The sequence below is a fragment of the Streptomyces sp. NPDC027189 genome (genome assembly GCF_055566975.1).
Map to the genome: position 1 here is coordinate 331,757 of NZ_JBVHRI010000008.1, position 22,222 is coordinate 353,978.

Consider the following 22,222-nt stretch of genomic DNA (forward strand, 5'->3'; position numbering starts at 1 on the left):
GGCAAGGAGAAGGCCGTGTCCCACAGCACGGTGCCTCGGAGCAGGGCCGGGGCGAAGACGAGCAAGAAGGCGCCGGGCGAGGATTCGCCCGGCGGGAGCGGCGCGAAGGCCGCGGGGAGGCCGGCCGGAAAACGGGCCGACAGGCGGGCCGGGAGGCTGAGCTTCCGCCTCCGGTTCAGACGCGACCGCACCCTGATCCTGATGACGCTGCCGGCTGTCGCGCTGGTCCTCGTCTTCACCTACATACCGGTCCTGGGCAATGTCGTCGCCTTCCAGGACTACGACCCGTACCTGAGCGACAACGGCTTCGTCGCCATGTTCGAGAGTCCCTGGGTCGGCTTCGAGAACTTCCAGCGGATCTTCGCGGACTCGGCCTTCTGGCACGCGGTGCAGAACACCTTCGTGCTGTTCTTCCTCCAGCTGGTGCTGTACTTCCCGATCCCCATCCTGCTCGCGCTGCTGATCAACAGCGTGGTCAGGCCCCGGGTCCGGGCGGTCGCCCAGGCGATCATGTATCTCCCGCACTTCTTCTCGTGGGTCCTCGTCGTCACCGTCTTCCAGCAGATCTTCGGCGGCGCGGGCATCATCGCGCAGACCCTGCGGCAACACGGGCACAAGGGCATCGACCTGATGACCGACCCGGGGATCTTCAAGTTCCTGGTGACGGCCGAGGGCGTCTGGAAGGACGCGGGCTGGGGCATCATCGTCTTCCTCGCGGCCCTGTCCTCCGTCTCGAACGACCAGTACGAGGCCGCCGCGATGGACGGCGCCGGGCGCTGGCGGCGGATGTGGCACGTCACGCTGCCCGCGCTGCGTCCGGTGATCGCCCTGCTCCTGGTGCTCCGCGTCGGCGACGCACTCACCGTCGGCTTCGAGCAACTGCTGCTCCAGCGCGACTCCGTGGGCCCCGGAGCCTCCGAAGTCCTCGACACCTATGTCTGGTGGAACGGCATCCGCAACCAGGACTTCAGTTACGCCGCCGCCGCCGGACTCATCAAGGGCATCGTCGGCCTGGGGCTCGTCCTGACCGCCAACAAGGTCGCCCACCTCATGGGTGAGCAGGGGGTGTACAAGAAATGACCGCCGTCATCGACAAGCCCGCCGCCGAACTCTCCGGCAGGCCGAGCCGGTGGGCCGCCCCGCCCCGGCCGCCCTGGGAGGAGGAGCCGAGCAAGGCGGGCCTCGCGGGCAAGGGCCTCGCCCTCACCCTGGCCGCCTTCGCGATCCTCTTCCCGCTCTGGATCGTCATCGTCACCAGCCTCCAGTCGAGGAAGACCATCGACGCGGCCGGCGGTCTGGTGGTGATCCCCAAGGGCATCACCTTCGTCGCCTACCAGGAACTGCTCACCGGCGGCCAGGTCCAGCGTGCCGCCATGGTCAGCCTGGGCGTGACGCTCGTCGGCACCCTGTTCAGCATGGCCGTCTCGGTCCTGTGCGCGTACGGCCTCTCGCGCATCGGATCGCTCGGACACCGCTGGCTGCTGATGCTGCTGCTCGCCACGATGTTCTTCGGCGCGGGCCTCATCCCGACGTATCTGCTGGTGCAGGCCCTCGGCCTCACCGACACCTACCTCGCGCTGATCCTCCCCAGCGCGGTGAGCGTCTTCAACATCCTGGTGCTGCGCTCATTCTTCATGGGGATCTCGCCGGAACTCATCGACAGCGCGCGCATCGACGGTGCGGGCGACTGGCGCATCCTGTGGAAGATCGTGATGCCGCTCTCCCGGGCCGTGCTCGCGGTGATCTCGCTCTTCTACGCGGTCGGGTACTGGAGCGCCTGGTTCAACGCCTCCATCTATCTCACCGACCAGGACATGATGCCGCTGCAGAACGTCATGATCCAGCTGGTGCAGAAGCAGGAACGTCCCGTCGGCCTCGCGACCCAGATCAACACCGGGCAGTTGTCGCCGCTCGCCATCCAGATGGCCGTGATGGTCATGGCGCTGCTGCCGGTCGCGATTCTCTCGCCGTTCGTCCAGCGGCACTTCAAGAAGGGCATGCTCACGGGCGCGGTCAAGGGCTGACTTGCGCCAGCCTTCTGTGCCCCTCTACTCCGCCGCGGCCGACCTGCTCCTGATCAGCGGTCGGCCGTGGCGGGCCCAACGCTCCGCTCCTCGGGGCCGGCCGGAAAGGCGGGTTCGTGAACTGCCTGCCGTCCGTGACCTGCGGGTCCGACGCGGCTGGTCGCGCAGTTCCCCCGCGCCCCTGACGGGGCTTGCCGTTCACCCCTGTCACAGGGCGCCCCTCGCTCCCCCTCGCCCCCTCTCCCAGAACGAGGCATGTCATGCGCACACCCCGCCTCAGCAGACGAGCCGTTCTCGCCGGGACCGCCGCCACGGCCGCACTCACCACCGCCCCCGCCCTGGGGTCCCAGGCGCACGCCGCCGAAGCCACCGCCACTGCGCAGTACCGCTGGCGCAACGCCGTCATCGGCGGCACCGGCTTCGTCACCGGCGTTCTCTTCCACCCCGCCGTACGCGGTCTCGCCTACGCCCGCACCGACATCGGCGGTGCCTACCGCTGGGACGACCGGGCCGCCCGCTGGACGCCGCTCACCGACCACCTCGGCTGGGACGACTGGAACCTCCTCGGCGTCGAGGCGCTCGCCGTCGACCCCGCGCACCCCGACCGGCTGTACGCCGCCCTCGGCACCTACGCCCAGTCGTGGGCGGGCAACGGCGCCGTCCTGCGCTCAGAGGACCGCGGTGCCACCTGGACGCGTACCGATCTGTCCGTGAAGCTCGGCGCCAACGAGGACGGGCGGGGAGCCGGGGAACGGCTGCTCGTCGATCCGCGCGACAGCGACACACTGTGGCTGGGCACCCGGCACGACGGGTTGCTCAAGTCCACGGACCGGGGGGCCACTTGGGCGGCCGTCACCGCCTTCCCGGCGACCGCGAGCTCCTCCGGGCAGGGCGTCACCTTCCTCGTCGCGGCCGGGCGCGCCGTCTACGCGGGCTGGGGCGACGGCGACGGAACCGCGGGCACGGCGAACCTGTACCGCACAGCCGACGGCACGATCTGGGAGGCCGTACCCGGGCAGCCGTCCGGCACCTCAGCCAAGGTCCCGCTCCGCGCCGCGTACGACACGCACACCCGCGAGCTGTACGTGACCTACGGCAACGCACCCGGGCCCAACGGCCAGTCCGACGGCAGTGTGCACAAGCTGCGCACCACCACCGGCACGTGGACCGACGTGACCCCGGTGGAGCCGGGGGGCACCACGGCTGGGGGCACCGCCCACACGTTCAGTAGTGGGGGAGGGTCCGCGGACACCTTCGCCTACGGCGGTGTCGCCGTCGACGCCTGCCGCGCGGGCACCCTCGTCGTGTCCACCAACAACCGCTGGGCGGACGGCGACACGGTGTTCCGGACCACCGACGGTGGCCGTACCTGGACGTCGCTCAAGGACGTTGCTGTGTTCGACGTGTCCGAGACTCCCTTCCTCGACTGGGGTGGCGACCAGCCCAAGTTCGGCTGGTGGATCCAGGCCGTCGCCGTGGACCCGTACGACTCGAAGCACGTCGTGTACGGGACCGGCGCGACTCTCTACGGCACCCGCGACCTCAAGCGCTGGGCGCCCCAGATCCGCGGTCTGGAGGAGACGGCCGTGCGCCGGCTGATCTCGCCCCCGGCCGGGGAGGCGCATCTGATCAGCGGACTCGGGGACATCGGCGTGATGTACCACGAGCGGCTCACGGCGTCTCCGTCGCGTGGCATGGCGACGAACCCCGTGTTCGGGTCGGCGACGGGACTCGCGCAGGCAGCGGCCAAGCCGTCGTACGTCGTCCGCGCGGGCTGGGGCGACAACGGCAACGGTGCTTACTCGAACGACGGCGGGCAGACCTGGGCGCCCTTCGCGGTCCAGCCCGACATCGCCAAGAGCGCACCGGGGCCGATCGCCACCAGCGCCGACGGCAGCACCCTGCTGTGGTCGTTCGTGCACTGGGACGGCACGAAGTACGCGGCGCAGCGCTCGACGGACAACGGCGCGACCTGGTCCGAGGTCTCCTCCTTCCCGAAGGGCGCCACGCCGGTCGCCGACCCGGCCGACCCGACGCTCTTCTACGCGTACGACACCGACACGGGAACACTATTCGCCAGCACTGACAGTGGCGGTTCCTTCACGGCCCGTGCGGTCGGACTGCCCTCCGGCGACAGTCAGTTCCAGCTGGCCGCGGCGCCCGGACGCTCCGGTGACCTGTGGCTGAGCGTGAAGTGGAACGGGCTCTACCGGTCCACCGACGGGGGCGTCGGCTTCGACAAGGTCACCAGCTGCTGGGCCTCGTACACCCTCGGCTTCGGCAAAGCCGCCGACGGCGCGGACTACCCGGCGATCTATCAGGTCGGCTCGACCGAGACCATCACCGCCGTCCACCGCTCCGACGACGAGGCGAGGACCTGGGTCCGGATCAACGACGACGCCCACCAATGGGGCTGGATCGGCGAGGTCATCACCGGCGACCCGCGCGTGTACGGCAGGGTCTACCTCGGCACGAACGGGCGCGGCATCCAGTGCGGGGAGCCCGTCTGATGCCCGCGCACAAGGAACGGAAGACCGAGGGACCGAGTCTCGCCGACGCCACCCGCGGCCGCGTCCTCTTCGGCGGCGACTACAACCCCGAGCAGTGGCCCGAGGAGACCTGGCACGAGGACGCACGCCTCATGAAGGAGGCCGGCGTCAACTCCGTCACCGTCGGTGTCTTCTCCTGGGCGAAGCTCGAACCACGTCCGGGTGCACGGGAGTTCGGCTGGCTCGACCGGCTGATGGACCTGATGCACGCGAACGGCATCGGTGTCGTCCTCGCCACGTCCACCTCCTCGCCCCCGCCCTGGATGGGCCGCCTGCACCCCGAGACGCTGCCCCGGGACGAGGAAGGGCGCACCGAGTGGTGGGGCTCCCGCCAGCACTTCTCGCACTCCAGCGCCGTCTACCGCCGCTACGCCGCCGCCATCACCGAGGATCTGGCCGCCCGCTACGGCAGCCACCCGGCCCTCACCCTGTGGCACATCAACAACGAGTACTGCACCTTCGACTACGGAGACGAGGCGGCCGCCGGCTTCCGCCGCTGGCTCCAGGACAAGTACGGCACGATCGAGACCCTCAACGAGGCCTGGGGAACGGCCTTCTGGGGTCAGGGCTACGACGGCTGGCACGAGGTTCTCCCGCCGCGCCACGCGCACTACATGAAGAACCCGACGCAGGTGCTCGACTTCAAACGCTTCACCTCCGACATGCTCCTGGAGTGCTACCGCGCCGAGCGCGACATCGTCCGCCGGCACACCCCGGACATCCCTGTCACCAGCAACTTCATGCCGATGTGGGTGGGCCAGGACGCCTGGAAGTGGGCCGCGGAGGAGGATGTCGTCTCCGTCGACATCTATCCGGATCCGCGTGACCCCTTCGGCGCCCAGAACGGCGCGTTCATCCAGGACATGACGCGCTCCCAGGCGGCGGGCGGCCCCTGGATGCTCATGGAGCAGGCGGCCGGACCGGTCAACTGGCGCGGTGTGAACCACCCCAAGCCGCGCGGCCTCAACCGCCTCTGGTCCCTCCAGGCCGTGGCGCGCGGCGCCGATGCCGTCTGCTACTTCCAGTGGCGGCAGTCCCGGCAGGGCGCGGAGAAGTTCCACTCGGGGATGGTCCCCCACGCGGGGGAGCGGGGCCGCACCTTCCAGGAGGTCAAGCAGCTCGGTGCCGAACTCGCCCTCATCGGCGGCGAAGTCGCGGGCACTCGGCCCACCTCCGACATCGCGATCCTGCACGACTGGAACTCCTGGTGGGCCGGCGCGCAGGACGGCCGCCTCTCCCGCGAGGTCGACTACCCCGAGGTCGTACGCGCCTGGCACCGCGCCCTGTGGCAGGCCCACCTCACCACGGCCTTCGCGCACCCCGAGCACGACCTCTCCGCGTACCGGCTCGTCGTCGTACCGCAGCTGTACCTGCTCACGGACGCGGCGATCGACAACCTCCTGGCGTACGTACGAGGAGGCGGCACCCTCGTCTGCGGCTTCCTCAGCGGCGTCGCCGACGAGGACGACCGGATTCGCCCCGGCGGCATGGACGCTCGTCTGCGCGACCTGTTCGGAATCCGCACGCTGCACGAGTGGTGGCCGCTGGACGCGGGGGAGACCGCCGAGTGCGACGGCTTCCGGGGCACACTGTGGTCCGAGGAGATCGAGGCGGCCGGGGACGCCGTCGCGGAGGCGGTGTACAAGGGCGGCGAGCTGGACGGGCTGCCGGCCGTGCTCCGTAAGGGCGGCGCCTGGTACCTGTCCACCCTTCCCGAGCCCGAGGCGCTGTGCGCCCTGCTGGCCGGGATCGCGGAGGAGGCGGGTGTGCGGCCGCCGCTCGACGGCCTTCCCGCCGGGGTGGAGGCCGTACGTCGTGGCGGGCTGCTCTTCCTCCTCCATCACGGGCGGGACCGGGTCGCCGTTTCGGTGCCCGGACGCCATCGTGACCTGCTCACCGGTGCCGACGTGGCGGAGGCCGTGGAGCTGGACCGGTACGGCGTCGTCGTGCTGGAGCCGGCCCCATGAGCGCGCCGGTCCACGGCACGTGGGAGCCGCTGCCCGCAGCCCGCTGGGAGGACGCCTTCCTGAGCGGGAACGGTACACACGGCGCCATGGTGTTCGGTGATCCGAACAGCGACCGGGTCATCGTCAATCATCACAGTCTGGTCCGGCCGAACGGCAGCGAGCACGCGCGTCCGCCCGCTCTCGCCGACCGGCTCGCCGACGTACAGGACCGGCTGCTGGCAGGGGACGTCACGGCGGGGGAGGCCTTCACCGACGGGCGGCCGCTGCTCTGGGTACAGCCCTTCCACCCCGCCTTCCAGGTGCGGCTGCGCCGACCGGCCGCGGAGTGGCGCTCGTACCGGCGCGAGGTCGACTTCACCACCGGGGTCGTCGGCGCCGAGTGCGGCAGCTGGCGCAGCGAGGTCTTCGTCTCCCGCGCCGACGACGTCGTCGTCCAGCACGTGACCGAGTCCGACCTCACCGTCGACGTGTCCCTCGACCACCGACTGCCGGGCGCTCCCGCCGACTTGACGGTGGGGCACAGTGCCGTCCTCACCCCCGAGGGCGCACTCCTCACCCTGCGTGCCCGCTATCCGGGCAGTGACCTGGCGTACACGGGGGTGACGCTCGTCGTGGTCACGGGCGGCCGGACTCGGACCGCCCTGCCCGGCGTAGGGGTCGAGGGCGCGCGCTCGCTGCTCCTGCTCACCCGGGTACGGCGGCATGCGGGCGAACTCGACGCGCTGACCGAGGCCCGCGCGCTGCGCGCCCTGCTGCCCCAGGACGTCGGCCAAGCCGCCGGCCGAGTCGACGCCGAAGCCGACGCCTACGCCGAGGCCGACACCTACGCCGAAGCCGACACCGAAGCCGACTCCGACTCCGACTCCGACGATGCCGCGTACACCCACCTGCTGGCCCGCCACACCGCCCTCCACCGTCCGGCCTACCTCCGTACCGCTCTCGACCTGCGCGCCGACGCCGCCGAACGTGCCCTGCCCGGCTCGGACTTGGTCCACCGCCCCAAGAGCCCTGCTCTCCTGGAGCGGCTCTTCGCGGCCGGTCGCTACCACCTGCTGTCGTCCGCCGGGGCGCTGCCGCCACGGCTCACCGGACTGTGGACGGGCGACTGGGACACCGCCTGGTCCGGGGCGTTCACCACGGACGCCAACCTCAACCTCCAGACGGCCTCGGCCGCGGCGGCCGCGCTCCCGGAGGTCACCGAGGCCCATGCCGCCCTGATCCACGGCCAGTTGCCCCACTGGCGCGACAACGCCCGGGCGATCTTCGGCGCGCGAGGTGTCGTGGCCCCCGCGCACACCGACGGCGAGTCCGGGCACATCTACCACCTCGGTCGCGAGTACCCCCTGCACGTGTGGACCGCAGGCGCCGACTGGCTCCTGAAGCCCCTCGTGGACCACGACGAGACGCGTGGCGCACGCGACCCGCGCCTCGGAGAAGCCCTGGCCGAAGTGGCCTGCTTCTACGAGGACTTCCTCACCCGCACCGACGACGGCGGCCACCTCGTGATCGTGCCGTCGTACTCCCCGGAGAACCGCCCCGCGAACGCGAGCTGGGTCACCCTCAACGCCGCGATGGACCTCTCCGCGGCCCGCCACGCCCTGCGCACGGCAGCCGCGTACCATCCCGGTCCCGACGCCGAACGCTGGCGCGCGCTCGCCGAGCGGCTGCCGCCGCACCGGGTCAACGCCGAGGGCGCGCTGGCGGAGTGGGCCTGGCCCGGTCTCGACGACACCTACGACCACCGCCATCTCAGCCACCTCTACGGCGTCTGGCCGCTCGACGAGATCAACCCGTACGACACCCCGGATCTCGCCGGGGCGGCCCATCGCGCGCTCGAACTGCGCGGCGCCGAGAACGACTCCGCGCACGGCCACCTCCACCACGCCCTGGTGGCGGCCCGGCTGAGGGACGGGGAACGGGTGGCGGCGGCCCTGGACAACGTCCTGTGCGGGAACTTCTTCCACGTCTCCCTGATGAGCGGGCACTACCCGAACCGGCACGTCTACAACGCGGACGCCGCCCACACGCTGCCCGCCGTGCTGATCGAGATGCTCGTCCAGTCGACACCCGACCGGCTGGTCCTGCTGCCCGCGCTTCCGGCGGCCTACCCCACGGGTCGGCTACGGGGCATCCGTACACGGTTCGGGGCGGAGCTCGACCTCGTTTGGAGCCCGCAAGAAGCCACCGCGGTCATACGCCCGACCCGTAGCCACCGCATCGAAGTCCGGACTTCCCTCGGCGCCGAACCGCTCGACCTCGTCGCCGGAGAGGACCACGTCCTCACCCTGCGGGCGTGGTAACCCCCGCAACTCCCCCCACCCATGGAAGGGACACCATGGCAACACGCACGCTGAGCAGGATCACCACGGCGATGCTCGCCCCCGCCCTCGCGCTGGGCGCCACCATCGGCCTCGCCTCCGCCCCCGCCCAGGCCGCCGTCTGGAACTCGTGCGACCAATGGGGCAACACAACCCTGAACGGCTACACGCTCTACAACAACATCTGGGGCTCCGGCGCCGGCAGCCAGTGCATCTGGGCCAACTCAGGGACCAACTGGGGAGTGTGGGCGGACCACCCGAACACCGGCGGCATCAAGTCCTACCCCAACTCCAAGAAGGTGATCAACAAGTCGATCACCTCACTCGGCTCGCTCTCCAGCAGCTACAACGTCACGGTCCCGTCGTCCGGCGCGTACAACACGTCGTACGACATCTGGGACACCGACTACGACTACGAGATCATGCTCTGGGTCAACAAGACCGGAGCCGTCGGACCCCTCGGCACCTCGCAGGGCAATGTGACGCTGGGCGGTCACACCTGGACCGTCTACAAGGGCAACAACGGTGCCAACGAGGTCTTCTCGTTCGTGCGCACCTCGAACTCCAGCTCCGGCACGGTGAACGTCCTGCCGATCCTGAAGTGGATCAAGGACACCAAGGGCTGGTTCGGCAACGAGACCATCGGTGACGTGCAGTTCGGCTTCGAGATCACCTCGTCCTCGGGCGGCCTCGACTTCGCCACCAACAACCTGACGGTCAGCAGCAGTTGATCCGGAGATGAGCGTGCGGCCGGTGCCCTGCGGGGGACCGGCCGCACTCGCCTATTCGGCCACGGGCAGCCGCGCCCCGTCCCGCAGGAACAGCGGGATGCGGTCCAGCGGGGCGTCGACGGTCACGGCCGCGCCCCCGTCGTACGTCTCACCCGTCCACGCGTCCGTCCAGTACGCGCCCGCCGGGAGGTATGCCGTGCGGGCCGTCGCGCCCGCCGTGAGCACCGGTGCGACCAGCAGATCGCGGCCGAAGAGATACGAGTCGTCCACGGACCAGGTCGCCTGGTCGTCCGGGAACTCCAGGAACAGCGGTCGCATCACCGGCAGACCCTCCTCGTGGGCCTCCCGCATCACCTCCAGCACGTAGGGCTTCAGGCGCTCGCGCAGCCGCAGGTACTTCTCCAGTACGGCGCCTGCCTCCTCGCCGTACGACCAGACCTCGTTCGGGCCGCCGGTCATGTCGGGGCCGAGCGGCATGCCCGGGTCGCGGAAGCCGTGCAGGCGCATCAGCGGGGACAGCGCGCCGAACTGGAACCAGCGGACCATGACCTCGCGGTATTCCGGGTCGTCCGGGTCGCCGCCGTGGAAGCCGCCGATGTCGGTGTTCCACCACGGGATTCCGGAGAGCGCCGTGTTGAGGCCGGCGGCGATCTGGCGGCGCAGGGTCGCGAAGTCGGTGCCGATGTCGCCGGACCACAGGGCGGCGCCGTAGCGCTGACTGCCCGCCCACGCCGAGCGGTTGAGGGTGACGACCTCGGTCTCGCCGGCGGCCAGCATGCCCTCGTAGAAGGTGCGGGCGTTCTCGCGGGGATAGAGATTGCCCACCTCCAGCCCCGGGCCCGCGTAGTAGCGCAGATTCTCTGAGAAGCCCGGCTTCAGCTCCGGCTCGCAGGCGTCCAGCCAGAAGGCGTCGATCCCGTACGGATCGAGGTAGTTGTCCTTCACACGCGACCAGAGGAAGTCGCGCGCCTCGGGGTTCGTCGCGTCGTAGAAGGCCACCTGGACCGTGGACGCGACCTCCTTGTCGGGCCAGTCGGCGTGCGCCATGGGACCGTACTCGGTGCCGATGAAGTAGCCGCGCTGCTCCATGAGCTGATGGTTCTCGGACAGCGGCGAGACCGACGGCCAGACGGACACGACCAGCTTGACGCCGAGTTCGGTGAGCTCCCGCTGCATCGCCGCCGGGTCCGGCCACTCCGCCGGGTCGAACTTCCACTCGCCCAGGTGGGTCCAGTGGAAGAAGTCGCAGACGATGACGGACAGGGGCAGGCCCCGGCGCTTGTACTCGCGGGCCACCTCCAGGAGTTCGTCCTGCGTGCGATAGCGCAGCTTGCACTGCCAGAAACCGGCCGCCCACTCGGGCAGCATCGGCGTACGGCCGGTGGCGGCGCTGTAGCGGCGCTGGGCGTCGGCCGGGGCGCCCGCCGTGATCCAGTAGTCGAACTGGCGGGCCGAGTCGGCGACCCAGCGGGTGCCGTTGCCCGCGAGTTCCACACGGCCGATGGCCGGGTTGTTCCACAGGAGGGTGTAACCCCGGCTGGAGACGAGCACCGGGACGGTCACCTCGGCGTTGCGCTGGATCAGGTCCAGGACCGCGCCCTTCTGGTCGAGCAGCCCGTGCTGGTGCTGCCCGAGGCCGTACAGCTTCTCGTCCTCGTACGCGGCGAACCGCTGCTCCAGGCGGTGGTGCCCGTTGCCGGTCGGGGTGTACAGGCGCGAGCCGGGCCACCAGAAGTGGGCGCGCTCCTCGGCGAGGAGTTCGCCGCCGTCGGCGGTGCGGACGAAGCGGACGAGCCCCTCGGCGGTCACCAGAACGGTCAGCGCGCCGACCGTCAACCGGCCTTCTCCGCCCTCGATCTTGACGGTGCTCTCGGTGGCCGGCGGCTCGTCCAGCAGCGCGCCCGGGAGGTTCTCCAGGACCGGGCCGCCGAGCCGCGCCCGGACGCGGACCGCGTCCGGACCCCAGGGCTCGATGCGTACGGTCTCCGTACGGCCGCTCCACTCCAGCGCGCCGTCCCGCTCGCGGAATGTACCGACGGTCGGGGAGGACTGCGCGAGGCTGACTGTGCCTTGGGGCTGGTTTTCGGCAGGCTGATTCACGTGGGGTGCTCCTGGGAGAAGGAGTGGCGAAGTGACCCGGCGCGGCTCTGGCGGGCCGGGACGGGGTGGTGCCCTCACACGAGGGCGTGACTCGTCCGCGCCGGGCCCCGGGAGGGCGTACGGCTCGGTGTACGGCGCCTCACGGCGGGGCGTACCGCGTGGTGCGCGGCGTGGTGCGCGATGCCCCACGGCAGGCGTCGCGGCAGGGCGCCGTATGTCAGGCGGCCGGCGCCGGGCCCGTGCTCGCCCGTACCGTCAACTCGGGTGCGATCAGCACGACTTCGTCCTTGCCGTGCCCTTCGAGCTTGGCGATCAGATGCTCCACGGCGTACCGGCCCATCTCCTGCGCGGGGATGGCCACCGAGGTCAGCCGCACCGAGGCCTGCGTGGCGACCTGGTCCGGGCAGATCGCGATCACCGACACGTCCTCGGGCACGGCGCGGCCCTGCTGGCGCAACAGCGCGAGCAGCGACTCGACCGCGGACTCGTTCTGCACGACGAAGCCCGTGGTGCCCGGGCGCTCGTCGAGGATCCGGGCGAGGGTCACGGCCATCGCGTCGTACCCGCCCTCGCAGGGGCGGTGCAGCACGCGCAGGCCCAACTCCCGGGAGCGGGACCGGAGTCCGTCGAGGGTGCGCTCGGCGAAGCCGGTGTGGCGTTCGTAGACCGCGGGCGCCTCGCCGATGACAGCGATGTCACGGTGGCCGAGGATCGCCAGATGTTCGGCGCACAGGGCTCCCGTCGCGCCGAAGTCGAGGTCGACGCAGGTCAGCCCGGAGGTGTCGGCGGGCAGCCCGATGAGCACGGACGGCTGATCCGTCTCGCGCAGCAACGGCAGCCGCTCGTCGTCGAGTTCGACGTCCATCAGGATCATCGCGTCGGCGAGCCCGCTGCCGGTGACCCGGCGTACCGCGTCGGGACCCTCCTCGCCGGTGAGCAGCAGCACGTCGTACCCATGGGTGCGGGCGTTGGTCGCCACCGCGATGGCGATCTCCATCATCACGGGTACGTACATGTCGGTACGGAGCGGAATCATCAGCGCGATGATGTTGGACCGGCTGCTCGCCAGGGCCCGGGCGCCCGCGTTCGGGTGGTAGCCGAGCTCCTGGATGCTCCGCTCGACCCGCTGCCGGGTGCCCGCGGAGATGGACCGCTTGCCGCTGAGGACATAGCTCACCGTGCTCGCCGAGACTCCGGCGTGCTGGGCGACCTCGGCGAGGGTGACCATCCAGCTCTCCAAGCTTTGTGAAGCGCTTCGACAGTGCGCGTATTGCGGATAGGGCGAGTGAGGGTGGCTCGACAGTAGCTCGGTGAAGAAGGCGTGTCCATAGGTTGTCGAAGCGCTTCGACAACTAAATTCTTGAGTGCGTCATGACCATCGCCTGAGCCATGGCAACCCTTTGACCATGCGGCGGCCACTGAGGGGCGTACACAGACCGTTCCCCGGAAGGACCCCCGATGCAACACCGTCGACCGCGCCTGTCCAAGAAGGCGAAGGCGCTCCTCGCCAGCTCGGTGGCGCTCGCGGCCGCCGCCGGCGTCACTGTCGCCCAGGCGGGCGAGGAGAGCAAGAAGTGCGGTGCCTTCGACACCGTCACGATGGGCAAGTACTACGTCAACAACAACCTCTGGGGGCAGGACGACGGCACGGGTACCCAGTGCGTCTGGGACACCTCGCGCAGCGGCGACACCATCGGCTGGGGGACGAGCTACACCTGGACGAGCAAGGCCGGCAAGGAAAACGCCGTGAAGTCGTACGCCAGTACGGTGCTCGGCTGGCACTGGGGCTGGAAGGTGGACAGGGCGGCCACCGGGCTGCCCGTCCGGGTCGGCGACCGCAAGCCGGTCAGGACCAGCTGGCAGTTCTCGGTCAGTTCCGACCCCGGCACCATGAACGTCGCGTACGACCTGTGGCTGCACGCCAAGAACAACGCGGACTGGCAGGACCAGCCCACCGACGAAGTCATGGTCTGGCTCAACCGGCAGGGCGGCGCGGGGCCTCTCGGCACCAAGTACGGCAGCGTCAGCCTCGGCGGCGCCATGTGGGACATCTACCAGGGCGACATCGGCTGGAAGGTGTACTCCTTCGTCCGCCGCACGAACACCACCAAGGCCGATCTCGACCTCGACGACTTCACTCAGGCGCTGGTCCGTCGCAAACTATTGAGCAACGACAAGTACCTCTCCGGCATCGAGTCGGGCAGCGAGGTCTTCCGTGGCTCCGGGAGGCTCGACACGAAGTCGTACGCGGTTGACATCGGTTGACATCGGCTGACAGCCGGGGGGTGCGCAATGGGCCGAACACTGCGCGAGGACTGGTGGGCACACCCTGAATCGGGTACATACGATCGAGTAGCACCGGTCGGTAACGATCGCGCCGAAGAACGGTGTACGTGCCCAAGATCCCTATTCGCGGCGAGGTGAGCCTCATGTCCGCAACACCCCACAAGCCCACAGTCACCGAACGTGAGGCCCGACAGGTCGCCGAGGCCGCGCGCGAACAAGGCTGGCGCAAGCCCAGCTTCGCCAAGGAGCTGTTCCTCGGCCGCTTCCGGCTCGATCTGATCCACCCGCACCCCCTGCCCGCCGACGAGGACGCGCAGCGTGGCGAGGAGTTCCTGGCCAAGCTGCGTGACTTCTGCGAGACGAAGATCGACTCGGCCCGCATCGAGCGCGAGGCGCAGATCCCCGACGAGGTCATCGACGGCCTCAAGGAGATCGGCGCCCTCGGCATGAAGATCGACACCAAGTACGGCGGCCTCGGTCTCACCCAGGTGTACTACAACAAGGCGCTCGCTCTGGTCGGCTCCGCGAGCCCCGCGATCGGCGCGCTGCTCTCCGCGCATCAGTCGATTGGAGTACCGCAGCCGCTGAAACTTTTCGGCACCCAGGAGCAGAAGGACACCTTCCTGCCGCGCTGTGCCCGCACCGACATCACGGCCTTCCTGCTGACCGAGCCGGACGTCGGCTCCGACCCGGCCCGGCTCGCGACGACCGCGGTACCGGACGGCGAGGACTACATCCTCGACGGAGTGAAACTCTGGACGACCAACGGAGTCGTCGCGGACCTCCTGGTCGTCATGGCGCGCGTGCCGAAGTCCGAGGGCCGCAAGGGCGGCATCACGGCGTTCGTGGTGGAGGCCGGCTCCGAGGGCGTCACCGTCGAGAATCGCAACGCCTTCATGGGCCTGCGCGGCCTGGAGAACGGCGTCACGCGCTTCCACCAGGTCCGCGTCCCGGCCGCGAACCGGATCGGCCCGGAGGGTGCGGGCCTCAAGATCGCCCTGACCACCCTCAACACCGGCCGCCTCTCGCTGCCCGCCATGTGCGTGGGCGCGGGCAAGTGGTGTCTGAAGATCGCCCGCGAGTGGTCGGCGGCGCGCGAGCAGTGGGGCAAGCCGGTGGCCTTCCACGAGGCGGTCGGCGCGAAGATCTCCTTCATCGCGGCGACGACGTTCGCGCTGGAGGCCGTCCTCGACCTGTCCTCGCAGATGGCCGACGAGGACCGCAACGACATCCGCATCGAGGCCGCCCTCGCCAAGCTGTACGGCTCCGAGATGGCCTGGCTGATGGCCGACGAACTGGTCCAGATCCGCGGCGGCCGCGGCTTCGAGACCGCCGAGTCGCTCGCCGCGCGCGGGGAGCGGGCGGTTCCCGCCGAGCAGATCCTGCGCGACCTGCGCATCAACCGCATCTTCGAGGGCTCCACGGAGATCATGCATCTGCTGATCGCCCGTGAGGCCGTCGACGCCCACCTGTCTGTCGCGGGCGACCTGATCGACCCCGACAAGTCCCTCTCGGACAAGGCGAAGGCGGGCGCGAACGCAGGTGTCTTCTACGCCAAGTGGCTGCCGAAGCTGGTGGCTGGGGCCGGCCAGCTCCCGCGCTCGTACCACGAGTTCAACCAGCAGGTGGATCTGTCCCCGCACCTGCGGTACGTGGAACGCAGTGCGCGCAAGCTCGCCCGCTCCACCTTCTACGCCATGTCCCGCTGGCAGGGCCGCATGGAGACCAAGCAGGGCTTCCTGGGCCGGGTCGTCGACATCGGCGCCGAACTCTTCGCGATGAGCGCGGCCTGCGTCCGCGCCGAACTCCTGCGCACCACCGGGGAGCACGGCCGCGAGGCCTACCAACTCGCCGACGCCTTCTGCCGCCAGTCCCGCATCCGCGTCGAGGAACTCTTCGCCCGGCTGTGGACCAACACCGACGACCTCGACCGCAAGGTGGTCAAGGGCGTCCTGTCGGGCACGTACGAATGGCTGGAGCAGGGCATCATCGACCCCTCCGGTGAAGGTCCCTGGATCGCGGACGCGACACCGGGGCCGTCGAAGAAGGAGAACGTCCACCGCCCCATTCGCTGAACTCACCCGCCCATTCGGCAACCTTTTCCACAGGAATGCACACCAGCCCCGTTCGCCATTCCCCTGCTTGCCGCACCGAAGCTGTGCGTCAACAATGAAAGGAATGGCGAACGGGGACGGCAGATGCGCCAAGGAGTCGGGGAAGAATACAGTCACGGCATTTCCGTACAGCTGACGCGTGCCCGCGGAGAGGCGTGGCGGCAGCTGAATGAGATGGATCTCGTACGGGCATTGCGCACCGTGCGCAATGAGGTGCAGCCGCTGGCGCAGAAGCTGCGCGAAGCAGCGCCGGAGACCTTCGACGGGCACCGCGACGGGCTCGCGGTCCTCCTGAACGACTGCGCGCTGTCTCTGGTCGACGAAGTGCCGAGGCCGCCCGTGGCCTCCTTCGACGCCCTGCGGATCCGGAGAATCGACCTCCGCGACATCGACGGCCTGCTGGATTCCGGACGGCCGGGTGAACGGCCCGTCATTCAGCAGCTCTTCCGCGCCGCGCTCGACGTGGTCGAGGACGCCGTACTGCGCGAAGTGATCAAAGCGAATCAACAGGGCGTCCTCATTCTCCAGCGGGCCAATCGCTGGATACGGATGCTCGTGGACGCCGTTTAGTTGTGCTCAGTTCTGGGGGAATTTCCCATGGCAGGTAAAGGTCTGGACGCCATCACCGGCAGGATCATGCGCGCCGGCGAGGGCAGGATGCTGCGCCGGCTCGAGCGCATCGCCGAACAGGTGGGCTCCCTGGAGGAGGAGTTCACGTCGCTGACCGACGAGGAACTCCAGGCGCTCACCCCGGAGTTCAAGGAGCGGTACGCGGGCGGCGAGAGCCTGGACGACCTGCTGCCGGAGGCCTTCGCCGCGATGCGCGAGGCGGCCCGGCGCACCCTGGGCATGCGCCACTTCGACGTACAGATCATGGGCGGCGCGGCGCTGCACTCCGGCAACATCGCCGAGATGCAGACCGGCGAGGGAAAGACCCTGGTCGGCACGCTTCCGGTGTATCTGAACGCCCTGACCGGCAAGGGAGTTCACCTGGTCACGGTCAACGACTACCTGGCCGAGCGGGACGCCGAGTGGATGGGGCGCGCCTACCGGTTCATGGGGCTGACGGTCGGGGTGATCAAGACGCAGTCGACCCCTGCCGAGCGGCGCGCGCAGTACGCCTGCGACATCACCTACGGCACCAACACCGAGTTCGGCTTCGACTATCTGCGCGACAACATGGCGTGGTCCCAGGACGAACTGGTGCAGCGCGGCCACCACTTCGCGATCGTCGACGAGGCCGACTCGATCCTCATCGACGAGGCGCGCACCCCGCTGATCATCTCCGGTCCGGCCGATCAGCCCACGCACTGGTACGAGGCCTTCGCCGCGTTCGCACTGCGGATGAAGGGCGTCCTCGTGCAGGAGGAGCAGTTCACCACCCAGGCGGACAAGGACCGCCTCGCCGAGCTGCGGACCCAGTACGACTACGAGTACGACCCCAAGAAGCGCACGGTGGCGATCCTGGACTCCGGAGTGGAGTTCCTCCAGGACCAGCTCGGCATCGACAGCCTCTACGAGTCCGACCACACCCCGCTCATCGGGCACCTGAACAACGCGCTGAAGGCCAAGGAGCACTTCAAGCGGGACAAGGACTACGTCGTCGTGGACGGTGAGGTGCTCATCGTCGACGAGCACACCGGCCGGATCCTCGCGGGTCGCCGCTACAACGAAGGGCTGCACCAGGCCATCGAGGCGAAGGAAGACGTGACGATCAAGGACGAGAACCAGACGCTCGCCACGATCACCCTGCAGAACTTCTTCCGTCTCTACGAGAAGCTGGCCGGCATGACCGGCACCGCCATGACCGAGGCGGCCGAGTTCCACCAGATCTACAAGCTGCACGTCGTCCCGATCCCCACGAACCGGCCGATGGTCCGCCGTGACGACCCCGACCAGATCTACCGCACCGAGGAGGCGAAGTACGCCGCGATCCTCGCCGACATCGCCGAGAAGCACGAGCAGGGCCAGCCGATCCTGGTGGGCACCACCTCCGTCGAGAAGTCCGAGGTGCTGTCCGCGCGGCTCAGGAAGCAGGGCATCCGGCACGAGGTCCTCAACGCCAAGAACCACCAGCGCGAGGCCCAGATCGTCGCGCAGGCCGGGCGCAAGGGCGCGGTCACCGTGGCCACGAACATGGCGGGCCGCGGCACCGACATCATGCTCGGCGGCAACCCGGAGGCGATGGCGCTCGCCGAGGCCGGAGAGGACGCGGATCCCGAGGAGCGTCAGGAGGTGCTCGGCCGCATCACCTCCGCGGTCGCGGCCGAGCACGACGAGGTCAAGGAACTCGGCGGCCTCTACGTCCTCGGCACCGAGCGCCACGAGTCACGCCGCATCGACAACCAGCTGCGCGGCCGCTCCGGCCGCCAGGGCGACCCCGGCGCCTCCCGCTTCTACCTCTCGCTCCAGGACGACCTGATGCGACTGTTCCGCGCCAACGTGGTCGACCGGGTGATGTCCATGGCGAACGTCCCCGACGACGTACCCATAGAGAACAAGATGGTCACCCGGGCCATCGCCTCCGCCCAGGCCCAGCTGGAGCAGCAGCACTTCGAGTCCCGCAAGGACGTCCTGAAGTTCGACGAGGTCCTCAACAGGCAGCGCACCCTCATCTACGCCGAACGCCGCCGGGTCCTCGCGGGCGAGGACCTGCGCGAACAGATCCTGCACTTCATGGACGACACCGTCCGCGCGTACATCGAGCAGGAGACCAGTGAGGGTTTCGCCGAGGAATGGGACCTGGAGCGGCTGTGGGGCGCGCTCAAGCAGCTGTACCCCGTCGGGATCACGATCGAGGAGCTGGAGGAGGAGGCCGGTGACCGCGCGAACCTCACCGCGGGCGGCCTGATCGACGAGATGACGGGCGACATCCACGCCCGGTACGAGGAGCGCGAGGCCGAGCTCGGCGCCGAGGCGCTGCGCGACCTGGAACGCCTCGTCGTCCTCTCCGTCCTCGACCGCAAATGGCGCGAGCACCTCTACGAGATGGACTACCTCCGTGACGGCATCGGCCTGCGCTGGACCCTCGGCCGGGAGCCGATCGTCGAGTACGAGCGCGAGGGCTTCGACATGTACGGCGCGATGACCGACGCGATCAAGGAGGAGTCCGTCGGCTACGTCTTCAATCTCGACGCCGCGGCTCCGGGCGCCGGGACGGGGCGCGGGCCCACCGACGGCCTGCACTTCACCGCGCCGACGCTGGACACGGCGGAGGGTGTGGTCCAGGGCGAGTTCGCCCCGACCGACGCCACCCCGTCCGTGTCGCCCCCGGACCAGCCCGGGCTGGAGCCGCGCGAGGCTCCCGTGCCACCTCGCGCGCGCACCAGGACGCGCAAACAGCGTCGGCGTAAGCGTTAGCAGTACTTGTCGCTCGGGTCCCGCGTCGTCCACGGGCACGAGTCGACCTTGGAGCCGCTCGCCTTGGTGAGCGTGGCGGTGTCGCTGGTGTTGTTCCACACGTACGCGCCACGGTTCTGGTACTACTGCGGCGAGAAAAGGGGCGCCCTGTCCTGCCGGGGACGTGTTGCGGCCACAATGGAGGGATGAGCGACAGTCCAGCCCCCCTCGCTGATCCGCATCTTGTCTTCGACCCCGTGGACGGAGTCCGGGATGTCGTGATCCTCGGCTCCACCGGCTCGATCGGCACCCAGGCCATCGACCTCGTGCTGCGCAACCCCGACCGGTTCCGGGTCACCGGGCTCTCCGCCGCCGGCGGGAGGGTCGGACTGCTCGCGGAGCAGGCCCACCGGCTGCGCGTGCGGACGGTCGCCGTCGCACGCGAGGACGTCGTACCGGCGCTGCGCGAGGCGCTGACGGCGCAGTACGGAGCGGGGGAGCCACTCCCGGAGATCCGCGCGGGCGCGGACGCCGCCACTCAACTCGCCGCATCCGACTGCCACACCGTGCTCAACGGCATCACCGGCTCCATCGGCCTCGCCCCCACCCTCGCCGCCCTGGAGGCGGGCCGCACCCTCGCGCTCGCCAACAAGGAGTCGCTCATCGTCGGCGGCCCGCTGGTGAAGGCGCTGGCCAAGCCGGGCCAGATCATCCCGGTCGACTCCGAGCACGCGGCGCTGTTCCAGGCCCTCGCCTCGGGCACCCGTGCCGGCGTACGCAAACTCGTCGTGACCGCTTCCGGGGGCCCCTTCCGGGGACGTACGAAGGCCGAACTGGCTGACGTCACCCCCGAGGACGCCCTGGCCCACCCCACCTGGGCCATGGGCCCGGTCATCACCATCAACTCCGCGACCCTGGTCAACAAGGGACTCGAAGTCATCGAGGCGCACCTCCTCTATGACATTCCCTTCGATCGCATTGAGGTGGTCGTGCACCCGCAGTCGTATGTCCACTCGATGGTGGAATTCACGGACGGATCGACGATCGCCCAGGCGACGCCCCCCGACATGCGCGGGCCGATCGCCATCGGGCTCGGCTGGCCCGAGCGGGTGCCGGACGCCGCGCCCGCTTTCGACTGGACCAAGGCGTCGAGCTGGGAGTTCTTCCCGCTCGACACCGACGCGTTCCCGTCGGTCGGACTCGCCCGGCATGTCGGGCAGCTCGCGGGTACGGCCCCGGCGGTGTTCAATGCGGCCAACGAAGAGTGTGTGGACGCGTTCCTGAAGGGCACATTGCCGTTCAACGGGATCATGGAGACCGTCACACGGGTGGTCGAGGAACACGGCACACCGCGAACGGGAACTTCCCTGACCGTCGCGGACGTCCTCGAAGCGGAGACCTGGGCGCGCGCCCGGGCCCGTGAACTGACGGCACAGACGACAACCGCGGAGGCTCGTGCATGACGACCCTGATGATGATCCTCGGCATAGTCGTCTTCGTGGTCGGCCTGCTCATCTCGATCGCGTGGCACGAGCTGGGACATCTGTCGACGGCCAAGCTCTTCGGCATCCGCGTGCCGCAGTACATGGTCGGCTTCGGCCCGACCATCTGGTCGCGGAAGAAGGGCGACACCGAGTACGGGGTGAAGGCGGTCCCGCTCGGCGGCTACATCCGCATGATCGGGATGTTCCCGCCGGGGCCCGACGGCAAAATCGAGGCACGCTCGACCTCCCCCTTCCGCGGCATGATCGAGGACGCCAGGTCGGCCGCCTTCGAGGAGCTCAAGCCTGGTGACGAGACCCGCCTCTTCTACACGCGCAAGCCGTGGAAGCGCGTGATCGTGATGTTCGCGGGCCCCTTCATGAACCTCATCCTGGCCGTGGCGATCTTCCTCGGCGTGATGATGACGTTCGGTGTGCAGACCCAGACCACCACCGTCGGCAAGGTCTCGGACTGCGTCATCCAGCAGAGCGAGAACCGGACCAAGTGCGAGAGCGGCGACCAGGCCGCGCCCGCCAAGGCCGCCGGACTCAAGGGCGGCGACAAGATCATCGCCTTCAACGGCAAGGCGGTCGACAACTGGTCCACCCTCCAGTCCGACATCCGCGCCAACCCCGGCAAGGACGTCACGATCACGGTGGAGCGCAAGGGGCAGCAGGTCGCCCTGACCGCCCACCTGATCAAGAACCAGGTCAGCAAGACCGACGGCAACGGCGGCTATGTCGAGGGCAAGTACGTGTACGCCGGCTTCCTCGGCTTCACGCCCGCCTCCGGCATCGTCCAGCAGTCCTTCGGGCAGTCCGTGAACCGCATGGGCGACATGATGCAGAACGGTGTCGAGTCGCTGGTCTCGCTGCCCGGCAAGGTCCCCGACCTGTGGAACGCGGCCTTCGGTGACGGCCCGCGCAAGGCCGACTCCCCGATGGGCGTGGTCGGCGCGGCCCGGGTCGGCGGCGAGGTGTTCACCCTCGACATCCCGCCGTCCCAGCAGGTCGCGATGATGATGCTGCTGGTCGCCGGCTTCAACCTCTCCCTCTTCCTCTTCAACATGCTCCCGCTGCTCCCGCTCGACGGCGGGCACATCGCGGGGGCGCTGTGGGAGTCGCTGCGGCGCAACACGGCGAAGGTCCTGAGGCGGCCCGACCCGGGCCCGTTCGACGTGGCGAAGCTGATGCCCGTCGCGTATGTGGTGGCCGGAATCTTCGTCTGCTTCACGATTCTGGTGCTCATCGCGGACGTGGTTAACCCGGTGAAAATCTCCTAGTAAGGCGCTGTTTGTGGCGGCCGGACACCA

At 69.4% G+C, this 22,222-nt stretch carries 14 protein-coding genes and 1 pseudogene; 12 read left to right on the plus strand and 3 right to left on the minus strand.

From position 1 onward, the window contains the following. Nucleotides 1–15 precede the first annotated feature (15 nt). The 6 genes from ACZ4RZ_RS22265 to ACZ4RZ_RS22290 all read left to right on the plus strand — a co-directional run bounded on the left by ACZ4RZ_RS22265 (nucleotide 16) and on the right by ACZ4RZ_RS22290 (nucleotide 9,589). On the plus strand, nucleotides 16–1,080 hold the full coding sequence (locus ACZ4RZ_RS22265; protein ID WP_467746890.1) for an ABC transporter permease: 1,065 nt from the start codon (nucleotides 16–18) through the stop codon (nucleotides 1,078–1,080). Continuing rightward, nucleotides 1,077–2,024: a carbohydrate ABC transporter permease gene (locus tag ACZ4RZ_RS22270; protein WP_467746892.1), complete on the plus strand. Its 948-nt coding sequence runs from the start codon at nucleotides 1,077–1,079 to the stop codon at nucleotides 2,022–2,024. The genes ACZ4RZ_RS22265 and ACZ4RZ_RS22270 overlap by 4 nt, the downstream gene beginning before the upstream one ends. Before the next feature lie 260 nt (nucleotides 2,025–2,284). Continuing rightward, on the plus strand, nucleotides 2,285–4,534 hold the full coding sequence (locus ACZ4RZ_RS22275; RefSeq protein WP_467746893.1) for a 1,4-beta-glucanase: 2,250 nt from the start codon (nucleotides 2,285–2,287) through the stop codon (nucleotides 4,532–4,534). After that, nucleotides 4,534–6,540, plus strand: a complete 2,007-nt coding sequence (locus tag ACZ4RZ_RS22280) for a beta-galactosidase (protein WP_467746895.1) — start codon at nucleotides 4,534–4,536, stop codon at nucleotides 6,538–6,540. Before ACZ4RZ_RS22275 ends, ACZ4RZ_RS22280 begins: the two co-directional genes overlap by 1 nt. Continuing rightward, nucleotides 6,537–8,840, plus strand: a complete 2,304-nt coding sequence (locus tag ACZ4RZ_RS22285) for a glycosyl hydrolase family 95 catalytic domain-containing protein (RefSeq protein WP_467746896.1) — start codon at nucleotides 6,537–6,539, stop codon at nucleotides 8,838–8,840. The genes ACZ4RZ_RS22280 and ACZ4RZ_RS22285 overlap by 4 nt, the downstream gene beginning before the upstream one ends. Before the next feature lie 35 nt (nucleotides 8,841–8,875). Then, nucleotides 8,876–9,589 (plus strand): glycoside hydrolase family 12 protein, encoded by a 714-nt coding sequence (locus ACZ4RZ_RS22290; RefSeq protein WP_467746897.1) that lies wholly within the window; start codon nucleotides 8,876–8,878, stop codon nucleotides 9,587–9,589. A gap of 51 nt (nucleotides 9,590–9,640) precedes the next feature. Here ACZ4RZ_RS22290 and ACZ4RZ_RS22295 read toward each other — a convergent pair whose 3' ends face one another. Both ACZ4RZ_RS22295 and ACZ4RZ_RS22300 read right to left on the minus strand, forming a co-directional pair. Beyond that, nucleotides 9,641–11,689, minus strand: coding sequence for a glycoside hydrolase family 31 protein (locus ACZ4RZ_RS22295; protein WP_467746898.1), 2,049 nt, complete (start codon nucleotides 11,687–11,689; stop codon nucleotides 9,641–9,643). A 217-nt stretch (nucleotides 11,690–11,906) separates the two neighbouring features. Continuing rightward, nucleotides 11,907–12,917: a LacI family DNA-binding transcriptional regulator gene (locus ACZ4RZ_RS22300; RefSeq protein ID WP_467746900.1), complete on the minus strand. Its 1,011-nt coding sequence runs from the start codon at nucleotides 12,915–12,917 to the stop codon at nucleotides 11,907–11,909. 230 nt (nucleotides 12,918–13,147) lie between these two features. On the opposite strand from ACZ4RZ_RS22300, the gene ACZ4RZ_RS22305 reads away from it, so the two are divergent. The 4 genes from ACZ4RZ_RS22305 to secA all read left to right on the plus strand — a co-directional run bounded on the left by ACZ4RZ_RS22305 (nucleotide 13,148) and on the right by secA (nucleotide 19,449). After that, entirely contained in the window at nucleotides 13,148–13,954 is an 807-nt protein-coding gene (locus tag ACZ4RZ_RS22305; protein ID WP_467746902.1) for a GH12 family glycosyl hydrolase domain-containing protein, read from the plus strand. A 164-nt stretch (nucleotides 13,955–14,118) separates the two neighbouring features. Further along, complete coding sequence (locus tag ACZ4RZ_RS22310; protein ID WP_467746904.1) at nucleotides 14,119–16,050, plus strand: acyl-CoA dehydrogenase family protein; 1,932 nt, start codon at nucleotides 14,119–14,121, stop codon at nucleotides 16,048–16,050. Nucleotides 16,051–16,281: 231 nt separating this feature from the next. Continuing rightward, nucleotides 16,282–16,659, plus strand: a complete 378-nt coding sequence (locus tag ACZ4RZ_RS22315; protein ID WP_467746905.1) for a hypothetical protein — start codon at nucleotides 16,282–16,284, stop codon at nucleotides 16,657–16,659. Between the two features lie 27 nt (nucleotides 16,660–16,686). Then, nucleotides 16,687–19,449, plus strand: coding sequence for a preprotein translocase subunit SecA (gene secA / locus ACZ4RZ_RS22320; protein WP_467746907.1), 2,763 nt, complete (start codon nucleotides 16,687–16,689; stop codon nucleotides 19,447–19,449). Here secA and ACZ4RZ_RS22325 read toward each other — a convergent pair. Beyond that, a pseudogene (locus ACZ4RZ_RS22325) lies at nucleotides 19,446–19,571 on the minus strand (lamin tail domain-containing protein); the annotation flags it as partial. The gene secA and the pseudogene ACZ4RZ_RS22325 overlap by 4 nt on opposite strands. A 63-nt stretch (nucleotides 19,572–19,634) precedes the next feature. On the opposite strand from ACZ4RZ_RS22325, the gene dxr reads away from it, so the two are divergent. Continuing rightward, nucleotides 19,635–20,891, plus strand: a complete 1,257-nt coding sequence (gene dxr, locus ACZ4RZ_RS22330; protein WP_467746909.1) for a 1-deoxy-D-xylulose-5-phosphate reductoisomerase — start codon at nucleotides 19,635–19,637, stop codon at nucleotides 20,889–20,891. Beyond that, nucleotides 20,888–22,192 carry a M50 family metallopeptidase gene (locus ACZ4RZ_RS22335; RefSeq protein WP_467746911.1) on the plus strand — a complete coding sequence of 435 codons (1,305 nt, stop codon included), beginning with the start codon at nucleotides 20,888–20,890 and terminating at the stop codon, nucleotides 22,190–22,192. Before dxr ends, ACZ4RZ_RS22335 begins: the two co-directional genes overlap by 4 nt. Nucleotides 22,193–22,222: the final 30 nt, after the last annotated feature.